Genomic DNA, 21,094 nt, shown 5'->3' with positions numbered 1-21,094 from the left:
ATGAGGGGTGGGGTGGTGGGGTCAGACGACCCCGAGCCGGTCCCAGAGGACCAGCGCCGCTGCCCCCCGCAGGACGATGTCCTGCGGGGATCCGGCGAGCCGGACGGACAGCGGGTGCTCGGGGTCCTCGAGGAGGCGCGCCGACAGCGTGCGCTCGAGGACGGGGACGACCGGCGCGAGGAGCTCCTCGGGACCGGCGAGGACGACCTCGGAGAGGTCGAGGGCGGCGACGAGCGGGGCGAGGGCGACGCCGAGGCGCTCGCCCCCGGCCTCGACGACCGCGCGCCCCTCCTCGGGGTCGGCGGCGTCGAGGGCGGCGCGCAGCCGGGGGACGGACAGCCAGGTCTCGAGGCAGCCGCGCTTGCCGCAGGGGCACTGCTCGCCCCCGTCGGTGCCCACGGTGACGTGGCCGATCTCGCCCGCGGCGTGGTGGGCGCCGGCGACGCGGCGTCCTCCGGTGACGATGCCGCAGCCGACACCGCGGCCGACGTGGACCAGGACCATGTCCTCGCTGCCCGGGGAGGTGCTCAGCTCGGCCTGGGTGGCGGCGTCGGAGTCGTTGCAGACGAGGACCGGCAGGCCGGTGGCCTCGGCGACCAGCTCGCGCAGCGGGACGTCGGTCCAGCCGAGGTTGGGGGCGGCGCGGACCGTGCCGTGCCGGTCGACCAGGCCCGGGGTGCCGATCCCGATGCCGAGGACGGGGGCGGGCGACCGGGCGATGGTCGAGCGCACCAGCTCGATGACGACGGCGGGGTCCAGGCCGCGCCCTTGGGTGGCGTCGACGTCGGCCTCGCGCTCCTCGAGGACGACGACCGCGCCGGTGATGTCGAGGACCGCGGCCTTGAGCCGGGCGGGGACCGAGAGGTCGAGGGCGAGGGTCAGCAGGCGGCCGCGGTCGAGGTCGACGAGGGTGGCCCGGCGGCCGGCGCCCCCGTGCTCGGCGGGTCCGACGTCGAGGACGCGGCCCCCCTCGATGAGCTCGGCGACGAGGTCGGACATCGTCACCTTGGTCACCCCGACCTCGCGGGCCAGCTGGGCCCGCGAGGTGGGGCCGAGCCGCCGCAGCGTCTGGAGGACGAGCGAGAGGTTCTGGCGCCGGCCGTCGGTCGGGAGGACGGCCGAGGACGTCCGGACGCGACGCGGTGACTGGCTCATGGAGCGTTAGTAAACTTTACTAACTTATTCCCGTCAACCCCTCGCGCCCAGGTTCTGGTTGGGTGTCCCCATGCCCTCGCTGACCCGCGCCGAGGCCGCCACCCGCGCCGCCCTGCTCACCGTGACCGCGATGGAGGTGGACCTCGACCTCGACCAGGGGGTCGAGACCTTCGGCTCGCGCACGACCATCTCCTTCACCGCCCGGGAGGAGGGCGCGTCGACCTTCGTGGACCTGCGCCCCCGCGCGCTGCACCGGGTCGCGCTCAACGGCACCGAGCTCGACCCCGCCGCCCTCGACGACGGGCGCCTCGTCCTCCACGACCTGGCGGCCGAGAACGTCCTCGAGGTCGAGGCGACGATGGCCTACAGCCACGACGGCCAGGGCCTGCACCGCAGCACCGACCCGGCCGACGACGAGGACTACGTCTACGGGCACCTCTTCCTCGACGCCGCCCCGACGGTCTTCGCCTGCTTCGACCAGCCCGACCTCAAGGCGCCGTACTCGGTGGCGGTCACCGCGCCGCAGGAGTGGACGGTCATCGGCAACGGGGGTGCGACGCTCGAGTCACCGGGGCGCACGGTGCTGGCCACGACGCCGCCGCTGGCCACCTACTTCGTCACCGTGTGCGCCGGTCCCTGGGCGTCGGTCCACGACGAGCACGACGGCATCCCGATGGGGCTGCACGCGCGCCGCTCGCTCGAGCCGTACCTGCGCGAGCAGGCCGAGCACATGTTCGCGGCGACCCGGGTGTGCTTCGACGAGTACCACCGCCTCTTCGGCATCCGGTACCCGTTCGGCGAGTACCACCAGGCGTTCGTGCCCGAGTTCAACGCCGGCGCGATGGAGAACCCCGGCTGTGTCACGTTTCGCGACACCATGATCCACCGCGGGGCCGCCACCCCCGACCAGCTCCTCCAGCGCACGAACACCATCGCCCACGAGATGGCGCACATGTGGTTCGGCGACCTCGTGACGATGCGGTGGTGGGACGACCTCTGGCTCAACGAGTCGTTCGCCGAGTACATGGCCTACCGGGTCTGCACGGCCGTCACGGAGTTCACCGACGCGTGGGTCGAGTTCGGCGTCATCCGCAAGCACTGGGGCTACGCGGCCGAGCGCTCGCCGAGCACCCACCCCGTCGCGGGTTCGCCTGCGCCCGACGCCCTCTCGGCGCTCGGCAACTTCGACGGCATCTCCTACGCCAAGGGCGCCTCGGTCATCCGCCAGCTCATCGCGCACATCGGCGACGACGCGTTCGTGCGCGGTGTCGCCGCCTACCTGGCCGACCACGCCTACGGCAACGGCGAGCTCTCCGAGTTCCTCGCCGCGATGGAGGCGGCGCACGGGTCCTCGCTCGAGGCGTGGAGCGCCGCCTGGCTCCAGACGTCGGGGGCCGACCGGCTCGCGCTGGACGGCGACGTCCTCACCCGCACCGCGCCGGCCGACCACCCCGCCGACCGGCCGCACACGCTCGACGTCGCCGCCTTCGCCGACGGTGCCGAAGTGGCGCGGGTCGAGGTCGTGGCGACCTCCGACCGCACCCCCGTGCCGGGCCTGGCCGACCTGCCCGACGGTGCCCTCGTCGTCCCCAACGCGGGCGACCTGACCTGGGCCGAGGTGACCCTCGACGAGGCGACCGTGGCCGGCCTCCCGGCGGGGCTGGCGTCCGTGCCGGACGCATCGGCCCGAGCCGTCGTGTGGGTGTCCCTCCTGGGGGCGGTGAACCGGGGCGAGGTCGACCCGCGCGCCGTCATCGACGTCTTCGCCGCCGCGTGGCCGCACGAGAGCGACGCCGCGGTGCTGGCCCGGGTCTCGCTCGTCACCACGTCGCAGGTCGTGCCGGTGTTCCTCCCCCCGGACGAGCAGCCCGCCGCGCTGGCGCGGGTGGCCGCCGCGGCCGACGAGCTGCTCGACCGGGCCGGACACGAGCCGGGGGTCGAGGGTGACGCGCTCGCCGTGCTCGCGGCGCGGGTGTGGGGTCGGACCGCCACCGACGCCGACCGCCTCAGGAGCTGGGTGGCGGGCGACGACCTGCCCGTCGTCCTCGCCGGTGACGACGACTTCCGGTGGGTGCTGCTGCGCCGTCTCGCCGGGCTGGATGCCCTGTCGGAGAGCGAGATCCGCGCGGCCGAGGAGGCCGACCGCTCCCTGGCGGGGTCGCTCGCGGCCCTCGGTGTCCGTGCGGCGCGCCCGACCGCCGAGGCCAAGCAGTGGGCGTGGGCCCGGCTGCGCGACGACGCGACCCTCTCCAACTACGCCGCGCTGTCGATCGCGTCGGCCTTCTGGTCGGCCCCCGACCTCGACCTCGTGCGTCCCTACGTCGGCGAGGTCGGCGACCTCCTCGTGGGCATGTCGGCCCGGATGAGCGACGACGCGATGTCGCGCGTCGTCGGCGCCCTCCACCCGACGACCGTCGTCGAGGACGCCACCGCCGAGGCGACGGCCGCGCTTCTCGCCCGAGAGGACCTCACCCCCGGGGTGCGGCGGGCGCTCGTCGACGCCGACCACGTCCTCCACGAGGCGCTCACCAGCCGCCGCCGGTTCGGGTGACCTGAGGCAGCCGCATGGTCGTCTTCGTGGTGGTCGTCGTCGTCCTGGCGCTCGTCGCCTCCGGGCTCGTGCTGCGCGCGACCGCCCGGCGCGACGAGGAGTCCGGTCGGCACGCGCGCCGCACCCCGTGGTGGCGCCGTGGGCTGCTGGCTGCACTGCCCTTCGTCGTGGCGGCCGCGGTCGTCGTCCCCTGGGTGGTCGGGACGCCCGACCCGGAGGGCGCCACCGGGGGTGCGCCGACTCCGGGGTCGTCCGCCACCCCGGAGGTCACCATCACCGCGACCCCCGTGGACGCCGGCCAGACGCCCTCGCCCAGCCCGACCTTCTCCGGCACGCCCACGCCCGGGGCATCCACCGGCGTACCGTCGGCGACCCGTCCGCCGGGGTCGTCGACCCCGGCCCCGGCGCCGACCCCCACCTCGTCGGGGAGCCTGCCGACCGTGCTGCCCACGATCCTGCCGTCGCTGCCCACCACCAAGTCCCGCGGGGCGACGACGCCGCCCACCCGCCCCACGAAGTCGCCCAGGTAGGCGAGCTCAGCGACCCGGAGGGCCGGCGACGACCTGGCGGCCGAGGTGGGCGTGCACCGAGGACACCACGACAGACCCCTCCCCGACGGCGGAGGCGACCCGCTTCACGGACCCGCGCCGCACGTCACCGACCGCGAAGACCCCGCGCACCGACGTCTCGAGCGGCCGCGGGTCGTCCTCGTGGGGCCAGGCTCGGCGGCCTCCCTCGGCGAGGACGTCGTCGCCGGTCAGCACGTACCCCCACGGGTCGCGCAGGACCAGTGGAGGCAGCCACTCGGTGCGCGGCCGGGCCCCGATGAGGACGAACACCGCGTCGGTCGGCTCGACGGTGCTCTCGCCGGTGTCCAGGTCGCGGACGACGACGTGCTCGAGGTGGCCGGCTCCTCCTCCACCAACGACCGCTGCGCGCAGCCGCACCTCGACCCCGGCTGCGTCGAGTGCGTCGAGGAGGTACTGGGACATGCTCGCGGCGAGGGTCTCGCCGCGCACCAGGAGGCTGACCCGGCAGGCGTACCGCGCGAGGTGCAAGGCCGCCTGGCCCGCGGAGTTGCCGCCGCCGACGACGTGGGCCCTGCGGTCCCTCAGGCCCTTGGCGTCGAAGGCCGAGGCGCCGTAGTGCACCCCCAGGGACTCGAACGGCACCAGCTCGGGCACCCCCAGCTGGCGGTACGAGACGCCCGTCGCGAGGACGACCGAACGGGTCCGGACGGTGCGGTCGGGCTCGATGCCGACGAGCAGCCCGTCGCCCGACTGCTCGAGTCGGAGCGCCGCCCGTGAGTGGGCGAACGAGCAGCCGAAGACCCAGGCCTGCTGGTAGGCCCGCTGCGCGAGCTCCGCCCCGGAGATGCCGCGCGCGAAGCCGAGGTAGTTGCGGATGAGCGAGCTGGACCCGGCCTGGCCACCGATGGCATCGCGTTCGACGACGAGCGTGCGCAGTCCCTCGGAGGAGCCGTAAACCGCCGCGGCGAGACCGGCCGGCCCCGCCCCGACGACCACGAGGTCGAACATCGCGTCGTCGGCGACGTCGACGGCCAGGCCGAAGGCCGCGACGAGCTCGGCGTTGCCGGGCTCGAGGAGGGCCCTTCCGTCATGGAGGAGGACGACGGTCCCCGGACCGGGCCCGACCCCAGATGCCTCCAGTCGCTCGGTGGCCTCCGGTGACCCGGCGGAGAGGAAGCCGTGGGGGATGCCGCTTCGCGCCAGCAGCCCCCGGATCTCGTGGACCCGGGCCGACGACGGGTCACCCACGACCGACACCTCCCGCGGCCTCAGCCCGATGGCCCGGTCCCACTCGACGAGGAACTCGGTCACCGTGCGGTGGAAGTACTCGTCGGGGTTGTGCCACGGCCGGATGACGTAGTAGTCGATCTGGCCCTGCGCCATGAGCGCGAGGATGCGGTCGGCGCTCTCCCGGTCGCCCCACGCCCCCCACTCCACGAGCAGGCCGCGCCGGACGTCCGGGAACAGCTCGGAAGCCAGACGGAAGACCGTGCGGCCGTCGACGAGGGATCCGGGGTCGTCCGCGAGGAGGAGGGCGACCTGGCGGGCGTCGGCGGCCAGCTCGCGCAGGGCCGCGGTGGCCTCGCCCGCGGAGGCGGTCGCGACGACGTCGTAGCTCGCCGAGTACCGCTCGCGCAGCTGCACGACGACGGCGTCGCGACGCTCGTCGACACCCGCGCACACGACGAGCACGGGCGAGGCCTGGCCCGTGGGCGACGTCGGCATCGGCCCTCCGCTCCGCCGTGTTCGGCTGCCAGAGGTGGTCGTGACCGTCCGAGCGTAGACCTGCGATGTGGCGCGGTCGATGATGAGCAGATGGACGCCGTCCCGTCCGCCGAGCTGACGATGCTGTTCACCGACATCGAGGGCTCGACCCGGTTGCTGAACCGGCTCGGCCCGATCTATCCGGACGTCCTCGCGAGCCACCGGGACGTGCTGCGGGCGGCGTTCGCGCGCACCGGCGGTCGCGAGCTGGGCACCGAGGGCGACAGCTTCTTCGTCGTCTTCGGCTCGGCCGGGGACGCGGTGTCGGCCGCGGCCGAGGGGCAGACGGGCCTGGAGGCGTTCCCGTGGCCCCAGGGGGTCAGGCTCCGCGTGCGGATGGGGCTGCACACGGGGCATCCCGACCCGTTCGAGGACAACCTCGTCGGGTTCGACGTGCACCTGGGGGCCAGGGTGGCCGCGACGGCGTACGGCGGACAGGTCGTGCTCAGCGCCGCCACGGCGGACCGGGTGCGCCACGCCCTCCCGGACGGCACGGACCTCCTCGACCTGGGAACCCACCGGCTCAAGGACATCGAGGAACCCCAGCGAATCTTCCAGCTCGTCGTGCCCGGGCTCCCGACGAGCTTCCCTGCGCTGCGCAGCCTCGGGGCGCCGGGGAGCCTGCCGGTCGCGCCCACGGCGCTCGTGGGCCGCGACGGCGAGCTCGAGGCCCTGACGTCGGTGCTGACGCGGCCCGGTCCCCGGCTGGTGACCCTCACCGGTCCGGGCGGCACCGGGAAGACGCGGCTGTCGCTCGCGGTGGCTGCGGTCGTGGCCCCGGCCTACCCGGACGGGGTCCACTTCGTCGAGCTGGCGTCCGCGACCGAGCCGGATGTCGCGTGGTCCACGCTGGCGGAGACGCTCGGACACGTGGGTGACGGCGAGGCCGGGCTCCTCGGCCGGCTCGGGGAGCGTGACCTCCTCCTCGTCCTCGACAACCTCGAGCAGCTGCCCGACTCGGGCGCGGACGTGATGCGCTCGCTGCTGGCGGGGACGAACCGGCTGAGGGTGCTCGCCACGAGTCGCCGTCCGCTCCGGGTGCCGGGGGAGCAGGAGTACCCAGTGCCGCCACTCGACCTGCCCGACCTCGGCCCGGCCGAGGGTCGTCTCGAGGCGGCGTCCCGGTCAGGTGCGGTGTGCCTCTTCGTGCAGCAGGCGCGGCTGGCCGACCCCGGTTTCCGTCTCGGGGAGGACAACGTGGCCGACGTCGTCGCCCTGTGCCACCGCCTGGACGGGCTGCCCCTGGCGGTCGAGCTGGCCGCAGCGCGGGTCCGCCTGCTCCCGACCAGGGCCCTGCTCGACCACCTCGACGAGGCGCTCGGGTTGCCGCTCCCCGGCCACCCGGAGCGGCAACGGACGTTGCGGGCCGCCGTGGACTGGAGCTACCGGATGGTGGGCCCCCGCGAGCAGCGGGCCTTCCGGGCCCTTGCCACCTTCGGCGGCTCGGGCGGGACCTTCGACGCCGTCGCCGCAGTGCTGGGCGAACCATCGGCGCTGTCCGCGGTCTCGGGACTGCTCGACGCCGCTCTGGTTCGCGTCGACGACGACCCCGCGGGTGCACGCGTCCGCCTCCTGCAGACGGTCCACGCCGTGGCACACGACCTGGCCGCCGAGGCCGACGAGCTCGACGCGCTGCAGCACCGGCACGCCGAGCACTTCCTCGCCGTCGCCGAACGCGAGGGTGACCGGCTCAAGGGCCCGGACGCGATGGCGTCGAGGAGCGCCCTCGAGCTGGAGATGGACAACGTGCGGGCTGCCCTCGACTGGGCACTGGGCGGCGCGGACACCCGTGCCGAACGCCCCGCCGACGAGGACCGCGCCGCACTCGGCATCCGCCTGTGCACCGCCCTCGGCTGGTACTGGTACGTGACGGGGTACGACGTCGAGAGCGGTCGCTGGCTGGAACGCGCGTCCTCGGCGGCCTCCGCGCGCCAAGGGCCCGAGCTCGCCCGGCTGCTGCACACGTTCGCGCTCCTGCTGATCCAGCGCGGGGACGCGGGCCGCGCCCGCGACGTCCTGGCGAAGACGCTCGTGCTCTGGCGCCGTGCGGGCGACGGCGTCGGCGAGAGCATGGCCCTGAACAGCCTCGGCGTCGCCTACCGGGCCCTGGGCCACACCGACCGGGCGCGCGAGCTGCTCGTCCAGAGCATCTCGGTGGCGAGGGCCCTCGGCAGCCTCCAGCGCGAGGCCACGGCCCTCACGAACCTCGCCCTGCTCGAGGTCGACACCGGGCGCCCCGAGGCCGCGCTGCCGCTCCTCAGCGAGGCCGAGCGGATCGACCTCGACCTGGGGAACGCGTGGGGGGTCGCGGCCGACCGGGTGAACCTCGCGGGTGCGCTGCTCGAGGCGGGTCGGCCGGGCCGGGCCGCCGACCTCCTGCGGGGGGTGGCGGCGCGGGTCACCGAGCACGGCGACCCGGACCTCGCCCTGGGGGTGGTCGAGCTGCTGGCCGTCGCGGCCGCGATGCACGGGGAGCACGCCGGGGCGGTTCGGCTGGCCGCCTGCGCCGACGAGCAGCGCCGTGCCGGCGGGCTGCCGCTGGCCGAACCCGACAGGGCCTACCTCGACCGGCACCTGGCGGCGTCGAGGGTGGCGCTGGGCCCGGAGCTCGCCGACCACGAGCGGGAGGGCCGGGCCATGGACCTGGCCACCGCCCTGGCCGAGGCCGACCGCATCCCATCCACCTAGCGGGCCACTTCGACGACGACCTTGCCGAGCGCGCGGCCCGCACCCACGTGTGCCAGCGCCGCCGGGACGTCCTCCAAGCCGACGACCCGGTCGACGTGGACCGTGACATCGCCGGCGACGACGCGCTGCGCCATCGGCGTGAAGTGCTCGGGTCCCATCCGGACCGGCAGCACGCCGATCCGCCGGCCGGTGGCGAGTCCGAGCACCGTACCCACGGTGACGAGCCGCACGAGGGTGCGCGCCGAGCCGCCGACGCACCGGTACCGCCCGCCCGGCCGGAGCGCCCGGCGGTAGGCGAACACCGAGCGGTGGGCCACGAGGTCGAGGACGAGGTCGTGCGGCGGGAGCCGGGTGAAGTCGGTGGCGCGGTAGTCGACCACCTCGTCGGCGCCGAGCGAGCGCATGAAGTCGAGCTTGCCGGCGTTGTCGACGCCGGTGACGTGGGCGCCCGCCGCCCTGGCCAGCTGGAGGGCGAACGCCCCGGAACCGCCACCGGCCCCGTTGACGAGCACCCGGCTCCCCGGCTCCGCGCCGGCGGTTCCCTGGAGGGCGATCACTCCGGCCTGGGGGATCGTGGAGGCGTCGACGAACGACAGGGACGGCGGCTTGGGCGCCAGCGCCGTCGCGGCGGCGACGGCGTACTCGGCGAAGCCGCCCAGCAGGGCGAGGTTGTCGCCGTACACCTCGTCGTCCGGGGCGAAGCCGGTCACGCCGGGACCCACGGCCTCGACGACCCCGGCGATGTCGGAGCCGAGCACGTGCCGGCGAGGGCGCCGCAGCCCGCCGAGCCGGGCGTAGGCGGGGCTGCCCACCAGCGCCTCCCAGTCGGAGAGGTTCAGCGAGGTCGCGACCACCCGCACGAGGACCTGGCCGGCCCGCGGCACGGGCACCGCGACCTCCTCCAGCCGCAGGACCTCGGGTCCCCCGTACCGGTCGTACACGACGGCCCTCATCGTCGGCCGCCCCTCGTCCTCAGCCGGCCCAGAAGCCGCGACCACCGAAGAGGTCGCGGTACGAGCTTCCGTACTCCGAACCGGGAGAACGGGATCCGAGGTAGGAGCCCACGACGGCCGCCCCGAGGTCGCCGAGCTCGGGAGCGACCACGCGCCCTCCGGCCCGCTTGGCCATCGAGTCGACGAACCGCGCCAGCCCGGGGTCCTCGCCGAGCCGGAAGAAGGTGGTCTGGGCGCCCAGCCGGGCCGCGGCATCGAGCTCACGCACGGCCAGGGCGATGGTGCGCGGGTGCGGCGGGTAGTCGAAGAACACCTCACCACCGGGCTCGAGGTGGGACGTGGGCTCGCCGTCGGTGACGATGAGCAGCACCGGCTGCTCGTGGGGGTGCCGCCGGAAGTGGCGGTTGGCCAGGAGCAGCGCGTGGTGGAGGTTGGTGCCCTTCTCCCACATGGCGTCGAGCCCGGTGAGCTCCTCGATCTGCATGACCTCGGCGTGCCGGCCGAAGCCGATGAGCTCGAGGTGGTCGCCGCGGAACCGCGACGAGACCAGCTGGTGCAGCGCGAGGGCGGTGCGCTTCATCGGCACCCACCGGCCGTCCATCGCCATCGAGAACGAGGTGTCGACGAGCAGCGCCACGGCCGCCCGGGTGCGCGCCTCGGTCTCGACCACCTCGACGTCGCGGATGTCGAGGCGGATGCCGTCGCCCGACCCCTCCGCCGCGGTGCGGGTGAGGGCGTTGGTCATGGTGCGCGTGACGTCCCACGGCTCGGTGTCGCCGAACTCCCACGGGCGGGTGGCGCCGCTGGCCTCGCCCGCGGCGCCGGCGGTGCGGACGTCGCGTGCCCCCTGCCGGTTGGACAGCCGCCCGGCCACGTCGCGCAGGAGGGAGCGGCCGAGCTCACGCATGGCGCGCGGGGACAGGCGCAGGGTGCCGTCGGTGGCGCGGGTGAGGTAGCCGCTGTCGCGCAGGGCCTTCTCGAGCTCGGCGAGGGCGCGGGCGTCGACGGCGGCCTCGTCACCGAGCTGGCGGGCGAGGGCGTCGAGGTCGACGTCGTCCATCCGGGCGCCGGGGTTGGCCTGGGAGAGCTGCTCGGACAGCGCGTCGAGCTGGGCGACGTCCTGCAGCACGCCGGTGCCGTCGCCGAGGCCGAGCCCCTGCTCGCCGGAGAACCGTTCGGACCCGTCCCAGTCCTCACCGGGACGCAGGCCGCGCAGGAGGTCGTCGAGCTGCGAGAGCTGGTCCATGAGGCCGGGGGAGCCGAAGGCCTGGGCCGAGAGCTGCGCCAGCTCGGCCCGCTGCTCCGGCGTCATCGACGCGAGCATCCGCTGGGCAGCGGCGGCCCGGGCCGCGAGGGAGTCGATGAGCTCCTCGACCGACTGTGGGTCCTCGGGGAAGAAGTCGCCGTGCTCGGCCATGAAGCGCTCGAACTGCGCGGTGGTGTCGTCGCCGCGGGCGTGGGCGGCGAGCAGGTCGGTGAGGTCGCGCAGCATCGCCTCGACCTGCTCGCGGTCCTCGTCGGTGGCGTTCTCGAGGGCCTGCTTCATCCCGGCGAAGCGCTGGTCGAGCAGCTCGCGGCCCAGGAGGTCCTTGATCTGCTCGTACTTCTCGCGCGCGTCGCTGCTGCGCCACGGGTAGTCGGCGAGCTCGCTGACCGCGCTGGCCGTGGAGGGCGGGAGGTTCTCGATCCGCATCTCGGCGAAGCGGGCGTCGTCGTCGAGGTCGCGGGCCAGCTGCTTGCGCTCGGCGAGGACGGCGTCGTCGAGGAGGCGGCGCACCTCGTCGAGGGTGCCGCCGAGCTGGTGCTTGGCCAGCAGCTCGCGGCGCCGTTCGGCGACGCGCCGGGCCAGCTCGTCGAGGCCCACGCGGCTGCGGGTTCCCTGGCGGAGCAGCTCGCGCAGCGCCCGCTCCGGGGAGGTGCCGGCCATGACGTCCTCACCGATGGCGTCGAGCGCCTCGCGCAGGTCGACGGGCGGCGCGAGGGGGTCGCCGCCGTCGTACCTGCGGTAGCGGCTCATCCGTAGACCGTCTCCCCGTCGGCGCTGTCCTTGCCGATGCGGCGGGCGAGGTAGAGGCCCTCGAGGGCGAGCTCGATGGCGCTGGCCCGCTCGCCGGCGCTCGCGGCCCCCGCCTTGGCGGCGACCTTCTCGTAGACGTCGGACTCGCCGAGGACGGGGAGGCCGTCGAGGAAGTCGCGGGCCGCGACCCGCTCGCCGGTGGTGACGAGCGCGCCGTCCTCGATGGCCGTGACGAGCAGTGCGAGGTCGATGCCGCCCAGCCGCGCTCGGCAGGTCTCGGCGGTGGAGGTGCGCAGGAGGTGGGCGAGGACGTCGCGCTCGCGGCCCTCCTCGCCCGACTCGAACTCGACCTTGCCGCGCAGGACGTCGAGCGCGGCCTCGAGGTCGACGACGCGGGCGACCGCCTCGTCCTCGCCCACGACGGTGGCGCGGTGGAGCGCGGCCGCGGCCACGGTCTCGGCGGCGGCGATGGCGAACCGCGCGGAGACGCCGGAGCGCTGGTCGACGGCCGGGGAGGTGCGCAGGGCTCGCGTGAACCGGGCGACGACCTCGAGCAGGGCGTCGGGCACCTGCGCCACGAGCCCGGCCTCCTGGCGCACCACGGCCACCTCGTCGGAGAGCTCGCGCGGGTAGTGCGTGCGGATCTCGGCGCCGAAGCGGTCCTTGAGCGGGGTGATGATGCGGCCGCGGTTCGTGTAGTCCTCGGGGTTGGCGCTCGCGACGACGAGGACGTCGAGGGGCAGGCGCAGGACGTACCCGCGGATCTGGATGTCGCGCTCCTCCATGACGTTGAGCATCGCCACCTGGATGCGCTCGGCGAGGTCGGGGAGCTCGTTGATGGCGACGATGCCCCGGTGGCTGCGGGGGATGAGGCCGAAGTGGATCGTCTCGGGGTCGCCGAGGCGCCGGCCCTCGGCGACGCGCATGGGGTCGACGTCGCCGATGAGGTCGGCGACGCTGGTGTCGGGGGTGGCGAGCTTCTCGGAGTAGCGCTCGTCGCGGTGCCGCCACTCCACCGGCAGGTCGTCGCCGAGCTCGGCGGCGCGGCGCCGCGACTCGACGGTGATCGGCTCGTACGGGTGCTCGCCGAGCTCGGAGCCGGCGATGACGGGCGACCACTCGTCGAGCAGCCCGACGAGGCTGCGCAGCAGGCGGGTCTTGCCCTGGCCGCGCTCGCCGAGGAGGACGACGTCGTGCCCGGCGAGCAGCGCCCGCTCGAGCTGGGGCACCACCGTGGTGGCGAACCCGTGCAGCCCCGGCCAGGGGTCGCGCCCGGCCGCGAGGGCCGCGAGCAGGTTGCCGCAGATCTCCGCGCGCACGGAGCGCAGCTCGTGCCCGGACTCGCGGAGCCGGCCGACGGTCGTGCTGGTGGGACGCTCGCTCATCGCCTCACGCTACGTCAGCACCCCGACATCCGACAGGGGAGCGGTGTCGGGGTGGACCGGCGCCGGCCCGGACGGCCTCAGCGGTAGTTGGTGTAGCTCAGCGCGACCTCGAGGTCGGCGTCCTTGAGGAGGCGCTGCACCAGCTGGAGGTCGTCGCGCGACTTGCTCGTGACCCGGACCTCGTCGCCCTGGATCTGGGTCTTGACCGTCTTGGGCGCCTCGTCGCGGATGATCTTGGTGATCTTCTTGGCGTTCTCCGAGGAGATGCCCTCCTTGAGGGGGGCGTCGAGCTTGTACTCCTTGCCCGACAGGCGCGGGCCGGCCTCGGGGACGTCGAGGTGCTTGAGGGAGACGCCGCGCTTGACCAGCCAGGTCTGGACGACGTCGAGGACGGCCTTGCATCGCTCCTCGGTGCTCGCCTCCATCTTGATGACCTCGCCGGCGAGCTCGACCCTGGCGCCGACGTTCTTGAAGTCGTAGCGGTTGGCAATCTCCTTCGCGGCGGCGTTGACGGCGTTGGCGATCTCCTGTTTGTCGAACTTGCTGACGATGTCGAAACTGCTGTCCGCCACGGGTCCTCCTGGTCGATTTAAGTCTGTCGGGTCCGGCTTGCTATCCTTCCATGCGCACCAGGCAGGTTGCCCGAGCGGCCAATGGGAACGGACTGTAAATCCGTCGCGAAAGCTTCGAAGGTTCGAATCCTTCACCTGCCACCCGTGTCACGACGGGCCCCGAGACGGCGAGAGCCGCACCGGGGCCCGTCGTCGTCGGTGGGGGCTCCGGTGGCGGGGTCGCGCGCTCTGGTTCGAGGTGAAGAACCACCCCGAGAGGGTCCTGTTTCACCTCGAACCGCCGGGAGCGCCCGCCGGTCGAGGTGATGTCCGACCCGGAGGCGGTCGGGTTTCACCTCGACCGCCGTGGGTCCCGGACGCCCGACGGACCGGCGCCTAGGCTCCGTCCATGGAGCCCAGCAGCAGCCCCTCCGTCGCGGTCGTCCCGGGCCGGTCCGACCGTCGTCGGGTCTGGACCGTGGTGGGTGTCCTCGCGGTCGTCGCCGCCCTTTGGTTCGTCCTGTCGATGGGCAGCCAGACGGTCTTCTACGTGATCATGAGCTGGTTCGCCGCGCTCGCGATGGAGCCGGCGGTGGCGCGCCTGTCGAAGTGGATGCCGCGCGCCGCCGCCACCGCGACCGTCATGGGCACGCTCCTGCTCGCCGTCGTCGGCTTCCTCTGGGCGTTCGGCAGCCTGCTCGTCGACCAGCTCGTCCAGCTCGTCGAGGCCGCGCCCGACATCGCCACCGAGGTCCTCAACCAGGTCAACCGCACGACCGGGTCGCAGTACACGTTCGACAACCTCCTCGAGTCGACCGGCCTGGACCCCACCGACCTCACCGGGTACGCGCAGACCGTGGCGTTCGGCGTGCTCGGCTTCCTCACCGCGGTGCTGTCCACCGTGTTCGGCCTGTTCGTCGTGGCGTTCTTCGTCTTCTACATGTCGGTGGGGATGCCGACGCTGCGGCTGTGGATCGCCCGCCGGGTGCCGCCGCGCTACCAGGTGCCGTTCCTCACGGCCTGGGACCTCACCCGGGTCAAGGTCGGTGGCTACATCGCGGCGCGGGTGGTGCTCGCCTCCATCAACGCCCTGGCGAGCGGTGTCGCGTTCTTCGCCCTCGACCTGCCCTACTGGCTGCCCCTCGCGCTGTGGACCGGCCTCGTCGCCCAGTTCATCCCCAACGTCGGCACCTACGTCTCGATCGCCCTGCCGGTCCTCGTCGGCCTGACGTCGGGCAACCCGCTCCTCGGGCTGTGGGTGCTCGTCTACGGCATCGCGTACCAGCAGGTCGAGAACCTCACCCTCGAGCCGCGGATCTCGGCCAAGGCGGTCGACGTCCACCCGGCCGTCTCGTTCGCCTCCGCGCTGCTCGGGGCGCAGCTCTTCGGCCTGTCCGGAGCCCTGATGGGCGTGCCGGTCGCCGCCGCGATCATGGCGATGCTCGAGATCTACCAGCGGCGCTACGAGATCGCCCCGGACACCGAGGCGAAGGTCGCCGCGCTCGTCGAGCCGCGCGTCGACAAGCGCTCCGAGCAGCACGACGCGTCACCGCACGACGAGGCCCGCGCGGCTGCGGGCGAGGAGGCGGCGCCGCGCGACTGACGCGCCCAACGGTTCATGACGAGTGCGTCCCCTCGTGACGCGCGAGTTCCCGACTGACGCGCCCAACGGTTCATGACGAGTGCGTCCCCTCGTGACGCGCGAGTTCCCGACTGACGCGCCCAACGGTTCATGACGAGTGCGTCCCCTCGTGACGCGCGAGTTCCCGACTGACGCGCCCAACGGTTCATGACGAGTGCGTCCCCTCGTGACGCGCGAGTTCCCGACTGACGCGCCCAACGGTTCATTACTCGCGCGTCACCGCGTGATGGTGACAGGCTCGGGACGCGGCGGGTCAGACCCGCCGCGAGACGACCCCGCAGCCGACCCCTGGAGGACCACGGATGTTCACGCGGATCGCCATCGTCAACCGTGGTGAGGCGGCCATGCGGCTCGTCCACGCCGTGCGCGACCTCAACGCCCAGGCCGGTCCACGCGGCCACCGCATCGAGGTGGTGGCGCTGCACACGGAGGCCGAGCGGTCGGCGATGTTCGTCCGCGAGTCCGACATCGCGTACGACCTGGGTCCCGCGTCGGCCCGGCCGTACCTCGACCACGCGGTGCTGGAGAAGGCCCTCCTCGAGACCGGGGCCGACGCCGCCTGGGTCGGCTGGGGCTTCGTCGCCGAGGACCCGACCTTCGCCGAGCTGTGCGAGCGGATCGGGGTCACCTTCATCGGGCCGAGCGCCGAGGCGATGCGCAAGCTCGGCGACAAGATCGGCTCCAAGCTGATCGCCGAGGAGGTCGGCGTGCCGGTCGCGCCGTGGAGCCGCGGGGGCGTCGACACCCTCGAGGACGCCACGGCGGCAGCCGCGCAGATCGGCTACCCCCTGATGCTCAAGGCCACCGCCGGCGGTGGGGGCCGCGGCATCCGCAAGGTCACCTCCGACGCCGAGCTCGCCGACGCCTACGAGCGCACCCGCGACGAGGCGCAGCGGGCCTTCGGCTCGGGCATCGTCTTCCTCGAGAAGCTCGTCACCGGTGCCCGCCACGTCGAGGTGCAGGTCATCGCCGACGGCCAGGGCACCGCCTGGGCCATCGGTGTGCGCGACTGCTCGGTTCAGCGGCGCAACCAGAAGGTCATCGAGGAGTCGGCGTCCCCGGTCCTCGACGCCGCGCAGGCCGCCGAGCTCAAGGAGTCGGCCGAGCGCCTCGCCGTCGCCGTCGGGTACTCCGGCGCGGGCACGGTCGAGTTCCTCTACCACCCGGGCGAGCGGTTCTTCGCGTTCCTCGAGGTCAACACCCGGCTCCAGGTCGAGCACCCCATCACCGAGGTCGTCACCGGCACCGACCTCGTCCGCCTCCAGATCCACGTCGCCTCCGGCGGACGCCTCGAGGGCGAGCGCCCGAACGAGGTCGGCCACGCCGTCGAGGCCCGCCTCAACGCCGAGGACCCCGACCGCGACTTCGCCCCGGCACCCGGGCGCATCGCCCACCTCGAGCTGCCCGCCGGCCCTGGCATCCGCGTCGACACCGGTGTGGCGGAGGGTGACTCGATCCCCGCCGACTTCGACTCGATGATCGCCAAGATCATCGCGTCGGGCCGCGACCGCGACGAGGCCCTGGCCCGCCTGCGCCGCGCCATGCGCGAGACGACCGTCGTCATCGAGGGTGGGTCCACGAACAAGTCGTTCATCCTCGACCTCCTCGAGCAGCCCGAGGTCATCGACGGCTCCGCCGACACCGGCTGGATCGACCGCGTCCGGTCCGAGGGGCGTCTCGTCGCCGCCGAGCACAGCGGGGTCGCCCTCGTCGTCGCCGGGATCGAGGCGTACGAGGAGGCCGAGCAGATCGAGCGCACCCGGCTCCTCGAGACCGCGCGTGGTGGCCGCCCGCAGGTGCAGCACGACGTCGGCCGCGCGGTCGACCTCAAGCTGCGCGGCACCGCCTACAAGGTCACCGTCTTCCGCACCGGCCCGTCGCGGTTCCGCGTCTCCGTCGCCGACCCCACTGGTGACACCCACACGGTCGACGCCGACCTCGAGCGCGGCGGGCCCTACGCCAGCCGGGTCCGGGTGGGCGGTCGGATGCACCGGCTCGTCACGGCCTCCCACGGGACGGTCCAGCTCGTCGAGGTCGACGGTGTCACTCACCGGGTCAGCCGTGACGAGGGTGGCGTGCTGCGTTCTCCCGCACCGGCCCTGGTGGTCGCGACCCCGCTGAAGGTCGGCGACGAGGTCGCCGCCGGCGCCCCGGTCCTCGTCCTCGAGTCGATGAAGATGGAGACCGTCCTCCCGGCGCCGTTCGCCGCCCGCGTCAAGGAGCTCCTCGTCTCCACCGGAAGCCAGGTCGAGACCGGGGCGGCCCTCGTGCGCCTCGAGCCCACCGGTGGTGCCGAGGCCGCGGCCGAGGTCGCCGGTGACGCCGTCGAGCTCGACCTCCCCGGCGACATCGAGGGCGGCGACGCCGCGCAGCGGGCGAGCCGTGGGCGGGCCGACCTGTCGGCGATGCTCCTGGGCTTCGACCTCGACCCCGCCCACGAGAGCCGCACGGTGGCGCGCTACCTCGCGGCCCGCGACGAGCTGGCCTCCTCGGGCGCCTCGCCGGTCGGCGACGAGATGGCGCTGCTCGCCTGCTTCGCCGACTTCGCCGAGCTGAGCCGCAACCGGCCCGTCGGCCAGGAAGCCCACGTGGAGAACCGGGTCCACAGCCCGCGCGAGCACTTCCACACCTACCTGCAGACCCTCGACCCCGAGCGTGGTGGCCTGCCCGCCGACTTCACCGGTCGCCTCGAGCGCGTGCTGTCGCACTACGGCGTCGACGGGCTCGACCGCACCCCGGCGCTCGAGCGCGCGGTCTTCCGCGTCTTCCTCGCCCAGCAGCGGTCCGCGCCCGAGGTCGGCCTCGCGACCTCGATCCTCCAGCGCTGGCTCACCGAGCCGGCGCCGTCGGCGCCCGATGACGCCGCCGCCCGCGAGCTCCTCGACCGCCTCGTGTCGGCGACCCAGCTGCGCTTCCCCATCGTCGGCGACCTCGCCCGCAGCGTGCGCTTCCGCTGGTTCGACCAGCCCCTCGTCGACGCCGACCGCGAGTCGGTCCTCGGCTCCGTCGGGGGCGAGCTCGACGACATCGACGCCCTGCCCGACGGCCCGGACCGCACTGCGCGCATCGACGCCCTCGCCGCCATCCCCGAGCGGATCGTCCGCTTCCTCGGTGAGCGACTGCGGCGCGGAACCCCTTCTCGCGAGCCGATGCTCGCCGTGCTCATCAAGCGGCACTACCGCGAGCACGCCCTGCACGACCTGCGCGAGTCCACGGTGGCCGACCGCGCCGTCGCGGTCGCCGACTACACGCTCGACGACCACGTCTCGCACCTCGTGAGCACCGTCGGCACCGTCGACGAGCTGTCCCCCGACGGTGAGCTGTCGCGCCTCCTGGCCGACCTCGTCGCCGACCGGCCCGCGGGCTCTGACGCAGTGGTCGACCTCTACCTCCACTGGGGCGACCAGCCCACCGACCCCGACGAGGCCTCCGCCACCCTCGGCGCCCGCCTCGCCGCGCTGCCCTTCGCTGCCCAGGTGCGTCGGGTCGCCGTCGGCGTGGTCCCCGACGACGACCGCGAGGTCGGGTACTTCACCTTCCGGCCGCAGCCCGACGGCACGCTCGAGGAGGACCGGCCGGTCCGCGACATCCACCCGATGGTCGGCCGCCGACTCAACCTCTGGCGGCTGCGCGACTTCGACCTCACCCGCCTCGACGCCCCCGAGGACGTCCTCCTCCTCCACGCCGTGGCGCGCGAGAACCCCCGCGACCAGCGCCTCGTCGCGCTCGCGCAGGTCCGCCAGCTCGTCGTCGTGCGCGACGAGGCCGGCAAGGTCACCGCGCTGCCGCACGTCGAGCGCGCCCTGGCCAACTGCCTCGAGGCGGTCCGCCGGGCCAGCGCGACGGCCGGTGGGGGCACCCGCCTCGACACCAACCACGTGTGGCTGCACATCTGGCCGCCGGTGGAGGCCGACCTCGACCAGCTGACCGCGCTGCAGGGCAAGGTCGCCCCGATGACGGCCGGTGCCGGCATCGAGGAGGTCCGTGTCCAGGGCGAGATCGCCGGCGAGAACGGCCACACCGTGCCGATCTGCGCCCGCTTCTCCTACCAGCCGGGGTCGGGCGTCACCTTCACGGTCGACCAGCCGCCGACGACCAGGGTCGCCCCGCTCGACGACTACGCCGAGAAGGTCGTCCGCGCCCGACGCCGTGGTCTCGTCTACCCCTACGAGCTCGTGTCGATGGTGGCCGGCTCCGGCGGGTCGGTGGTCGAGCACGACCTCGACGAGAGCGGCCGGCTCGTCCCGGTCGACCGCCCCTACGGGCAGAACACCGCCGGCATCATCTGCGGCGTCGTCACCACGCCCACCGACCTGCACCCCGAGGGCGTCACCCGCGTGCTGCTCTGCGGCGACCCCCTGCGGGCGCTCGGCTCCGTCGCGGAGGACGAGTGCGCCCGTGTCATCGCGGCCCTCGACCTCGCCGAGGAGCGGGGCCTGCCGGTCGAGTGGTTCGCGCTGTCCGCCGGTGCGCGCATCTCGATGGACTCGGGCACCGAGAACATGGACTGGGTCGCCAAGGCGCTCAAGCGGATCATCGAGTTCACCCAGGCCGGCGGCGAGGTCAACATCGTCGTCGCGGGCATCAACGTCGGGGCGCAGCCGTACTGGAACGCCGAGGCGACGATGCTCATGCACACCAAGGGCATCCTCGTCATGACCCCCGACTCGGCGATGGTCCTCACCGGCAAGCAGTCGCTCGACTTCTCCGGCGGCGTCTCGGCCGAGGACAACTTCGGCATCGGCGGCTACGACCGCGTCATGGGCCCCAACGGCCAGGCGCAGTACTGGGCCAAGGACCTCGTCGACGCCTATGGGATCCTGCTGCAGCACTACGAGAACACCTGGGTCGCCCCGGGCGAGGCCGGCCCGCGCCGCGCCGCCACCGACGACCCGCACGACCGTGACGTCACGACCTTCCCGCACAGCCTGGCGGGCAGCGACTTCACCACGGTCGGCGACATCTTCTCGTCGGCCACCAACCCCGACCGCAAGAAGCCGTTCGACATCCGCACCCTGATGAAGGCCGTCGCCGACCAGGACCACGACACCCTCGAGCGCTGGGCCGGCATGGCCGACGCCGAGACGGCCGTCGTGTTCGACGCCCGTGTCGGCGGGATCCCGGTGTGCCTGTTGGGGATCGAGTCGAAGAACGTGGCGCGCCGCGGCGTGCCGCCCACCGACGGCCCGGACGTCTACACCGCCGGAACGCTCTTCCCGCGCTCCTCGAAGAAGGCGGCGCGCGCCATCAACGCGGCCAGCGGCAACCGCCCGCTCGTCGTCCTCGCCAACCTCTCCGGCTTCGACGGCTCGCCCGACTCGATGCGCGCCCTGCAGCTCGAGTACGGCGCCGAGATCGGCCGGGCGGTCGTCAACTTCGACGGGCCCATCGTCTTCGTCGTCGTGTCCCGGTACCACGGTGGGGCGTTCGTCGTGTTCTCCAAGGCGCTCAACCCGCGGATGACGACCCTCGCCATCGAGGGCTCGTTCGCCTCGGTCCTGGGCGGGGCTCCCGCGGCTGCGGTCGTCTTCGCCCGTGACGTCGACGCCCGCACGGCGAGCGACGAGCGCGTCGCCTCCCTCCAGTCGCGGCTCGCCGAGACCAGCGGGGCCGAGCGGGCCCAGCTCGCCACCGAGCTCGCCACGGTCCGCACGGCGGTGCGCACGGAGATGCTCGGGAAGGTGGCCGCGGAGTTCGACGCCGTGCACAACATCCACCGGGCCGTCGAGGTCGGGTCGGTCGACGCCGTCATCCAGGCCCACGAGCTGCGCCCGCGCATCATCGCCACCATCGAGGCGTCGTCCGCCTGAGCGACCCCCTCACTGCCCGTGAGTGCGGAAGTGGCTGCTCCGGCAACC

General features: G+C 73.8%; 11 protein-coding genes and 1 tRNA gene. 6 read left to right on the top strand and 6 right to left on the bottom strand.

Translation table 11 applies throughout. From position 1 onward, the window contains the following. Positions 1–21: 21 nt before the first annotated feature. Positions 22–1,155, bottom strand: a complete 1,134-nt coding sequence (locus ACFLFB_RS15750; protein WP_392543115.1) for an ROK family protein — start codon at positions 1,153–1,155, stop codon at positions 22–24. A 70-nt stretch (positions 1,156–1,225) separates the two neighbouring features. On the opposite strand from ACFLFB_RS15750, the gene pepN reads away from it, so the two are divergent. Both pepN and ACFLFB_RS15740 read left to right on the top strand, forming a co-directional pair. After that, positions 1,226–3,706: an aminopeptidase N gene (gene pepN / locus ACFLFB_RS15745; RefSeq protein WP_392543114.1), complete on the top strand. Its 2,481-nt coding sequence runs from the start codon at positions 1,226–1,228 to the stop codon at positions 3,704–3,706. Between the two features lie 14 nt (positions 3,707–3,720). Next, positions 3,721–4,236, top strand: coding sequence for a hypothetical protein (locus tag ACFLFB_RS15740; protein ID WP_392543113.1), 516 nt, complete (start codon positions 3,721–3,723; stop codon positions 4,234–4,236). Between the two features lie 6 nt (positions 4,237–4,242). Here ACFLFB_RS15740 and ACFLFB_RS15735 read toward each other — a convergent pair whose 3' ends face one another. Then, positions 4,243–5,961, bottom strand: coding sequence for an FAD-dependent oxidoreductase (locus ACFLFB_RS15735; protein ID WP_392543112.1), 1,719 nt, complete (start codon positions 5,959–5,961; stop codon positions 4,243–4,245). A 90-nt stretch (positions 5,962–6,051) separates the two neighbouring features. On the opposite strand from ACFLFB_RS15735, the gene ACFLFB_RS15730 reads away from it, so the two are divergent. Continuing rightward, a complete protein-coding gene (locus tag ACFLFB_RS15730) occupies positions 6,052–8,688 on the top strand; it encodes an ATP-binding protein (RefSeq protein ID WP_392543111.1) in 2,637 nt (878 codons plus the stop codon). On the opposite strand, the gene ACFLFB_RS15725 is transcribed toward ACFLFB_RS15730, so the two are convergent. The 4 genes from ACFLFB_RS15725 to ACFLFB_RS15710 form a co-directional block, all read right to left on the bottom strand. Beyond that, positions 8,685–9,641 (bottom strand): NAD(P)-dependent alcohol dehydrogenase, encoded by a 957-nt coding sequence (locus ACFLFB_RS15725; RefSeq protein ID WP_392543110.1) that lies wholly within the window; start codon positions 9,639–9,641, stop codon positions 8,685–8,687. The genes ACFLFB_RS15730 and ACFLFB_RS15725 overlap by 4 nt on opposite strands. A gap of 19 nt (positions 9,642–9,660) precedes the next feature. Further along, the gene (locus tag ACFLFB_RS15720; protein WP_392543109.1) at positions 9,661–11,658 is read right to left on the bottom strand and encodes a VWA domain-containing protein; all 1,998 of its coding nucleotides are present in this window, start codon (positions 11,656–11,658) and stop codon (positions 9,661–9,663) included. Then, entirely contained in the window at positions 11,655–13,043 is a 1,389-nt protein-coding gene (locus tag ACFLFB_RS15715) for a magnesium chelatase (protein ID WP_392543108.1), read from the bottom strand. Before ACFLFB_RS15715 ends, ACFLFB_RS15720 begins: the two co-directional genes overlap by 4 nt. A gap of 77 nt (positions 13,044–13,120) precedes the next feature. Then, the gene (locus ACFLFB_RS15710) at positions 13,121–13,615 is read right to left on the bottom strand and encodes a YajQ family cyclic di-GMP-binding protein (protein ID WP_392543107.1); all 495 of its coding nucleotides are present in this window, start codon (positions 13,613–13,615) and stop codon (positions 13,121–13,123) included. A gap of 60 nt (positions 13,616–13,675) precedes the next feature. Between ACFLFB_RS15710 and ACFLFB_RS15705 the strand changes: the two genes are divergently transcribed. The 3 genes from ACFLFB_RS15705 to ACFLFB_RS15695 all read left to right on the top strand — a co-directional run bounded on the left by ACFLFB_RS15705 (position 13,676) and on the right by ACFLFB_RS15695 (position 21,046). Next, positions 13,676–13,756, top strand: a tRNA-Tyr gene (locus ACFLFB_RS15705). A gap of 247 nt (positions 13,757–14,003) precedes the next feature. After that, complete coding sequence (locus ACFLFB_RS15700) at positions 14,004–15,197, top strand: AI-2E family transporter (protein ID WP_392543106.1); 1,194 nt, start codon at positions 14,004–14,006, stop codon at positions 15,195–15,197. Between the two features lie 341 nt (positions 15,198–15,538). Next, the gene (locus ACFLFB_RS15695) at positions 15,539–21,046 is read left to right on the top strand and encodes a carboxyl transferase domain-containing protein (RefSeq protein WP_392543105.1); all 5,508 of its coding nucleotides are present in this window, start codon (positions 15,539–15,541) and stop codon (positions 21,044–21,046) included. Positions 21,047–21,094 lie beyond the last annotated feature (48 nt).

Origin of the sequence: Oryzobacter telluris, from assembly GCF_043099285.1 — a bacterium.
GTDB classification, from domain to species: domain Bacteria; phylum Actinomycetota; class Actinomycetes; order Actinomycetales; family Dermatophilaceae; genus Oryzobacter; species Oryzobacter telluris.
The sequence above is the reverse complement of the archived record's forward strand: the minus strand, read 5'-3'. Positions and strand labels throughout refer to the sequence as shown.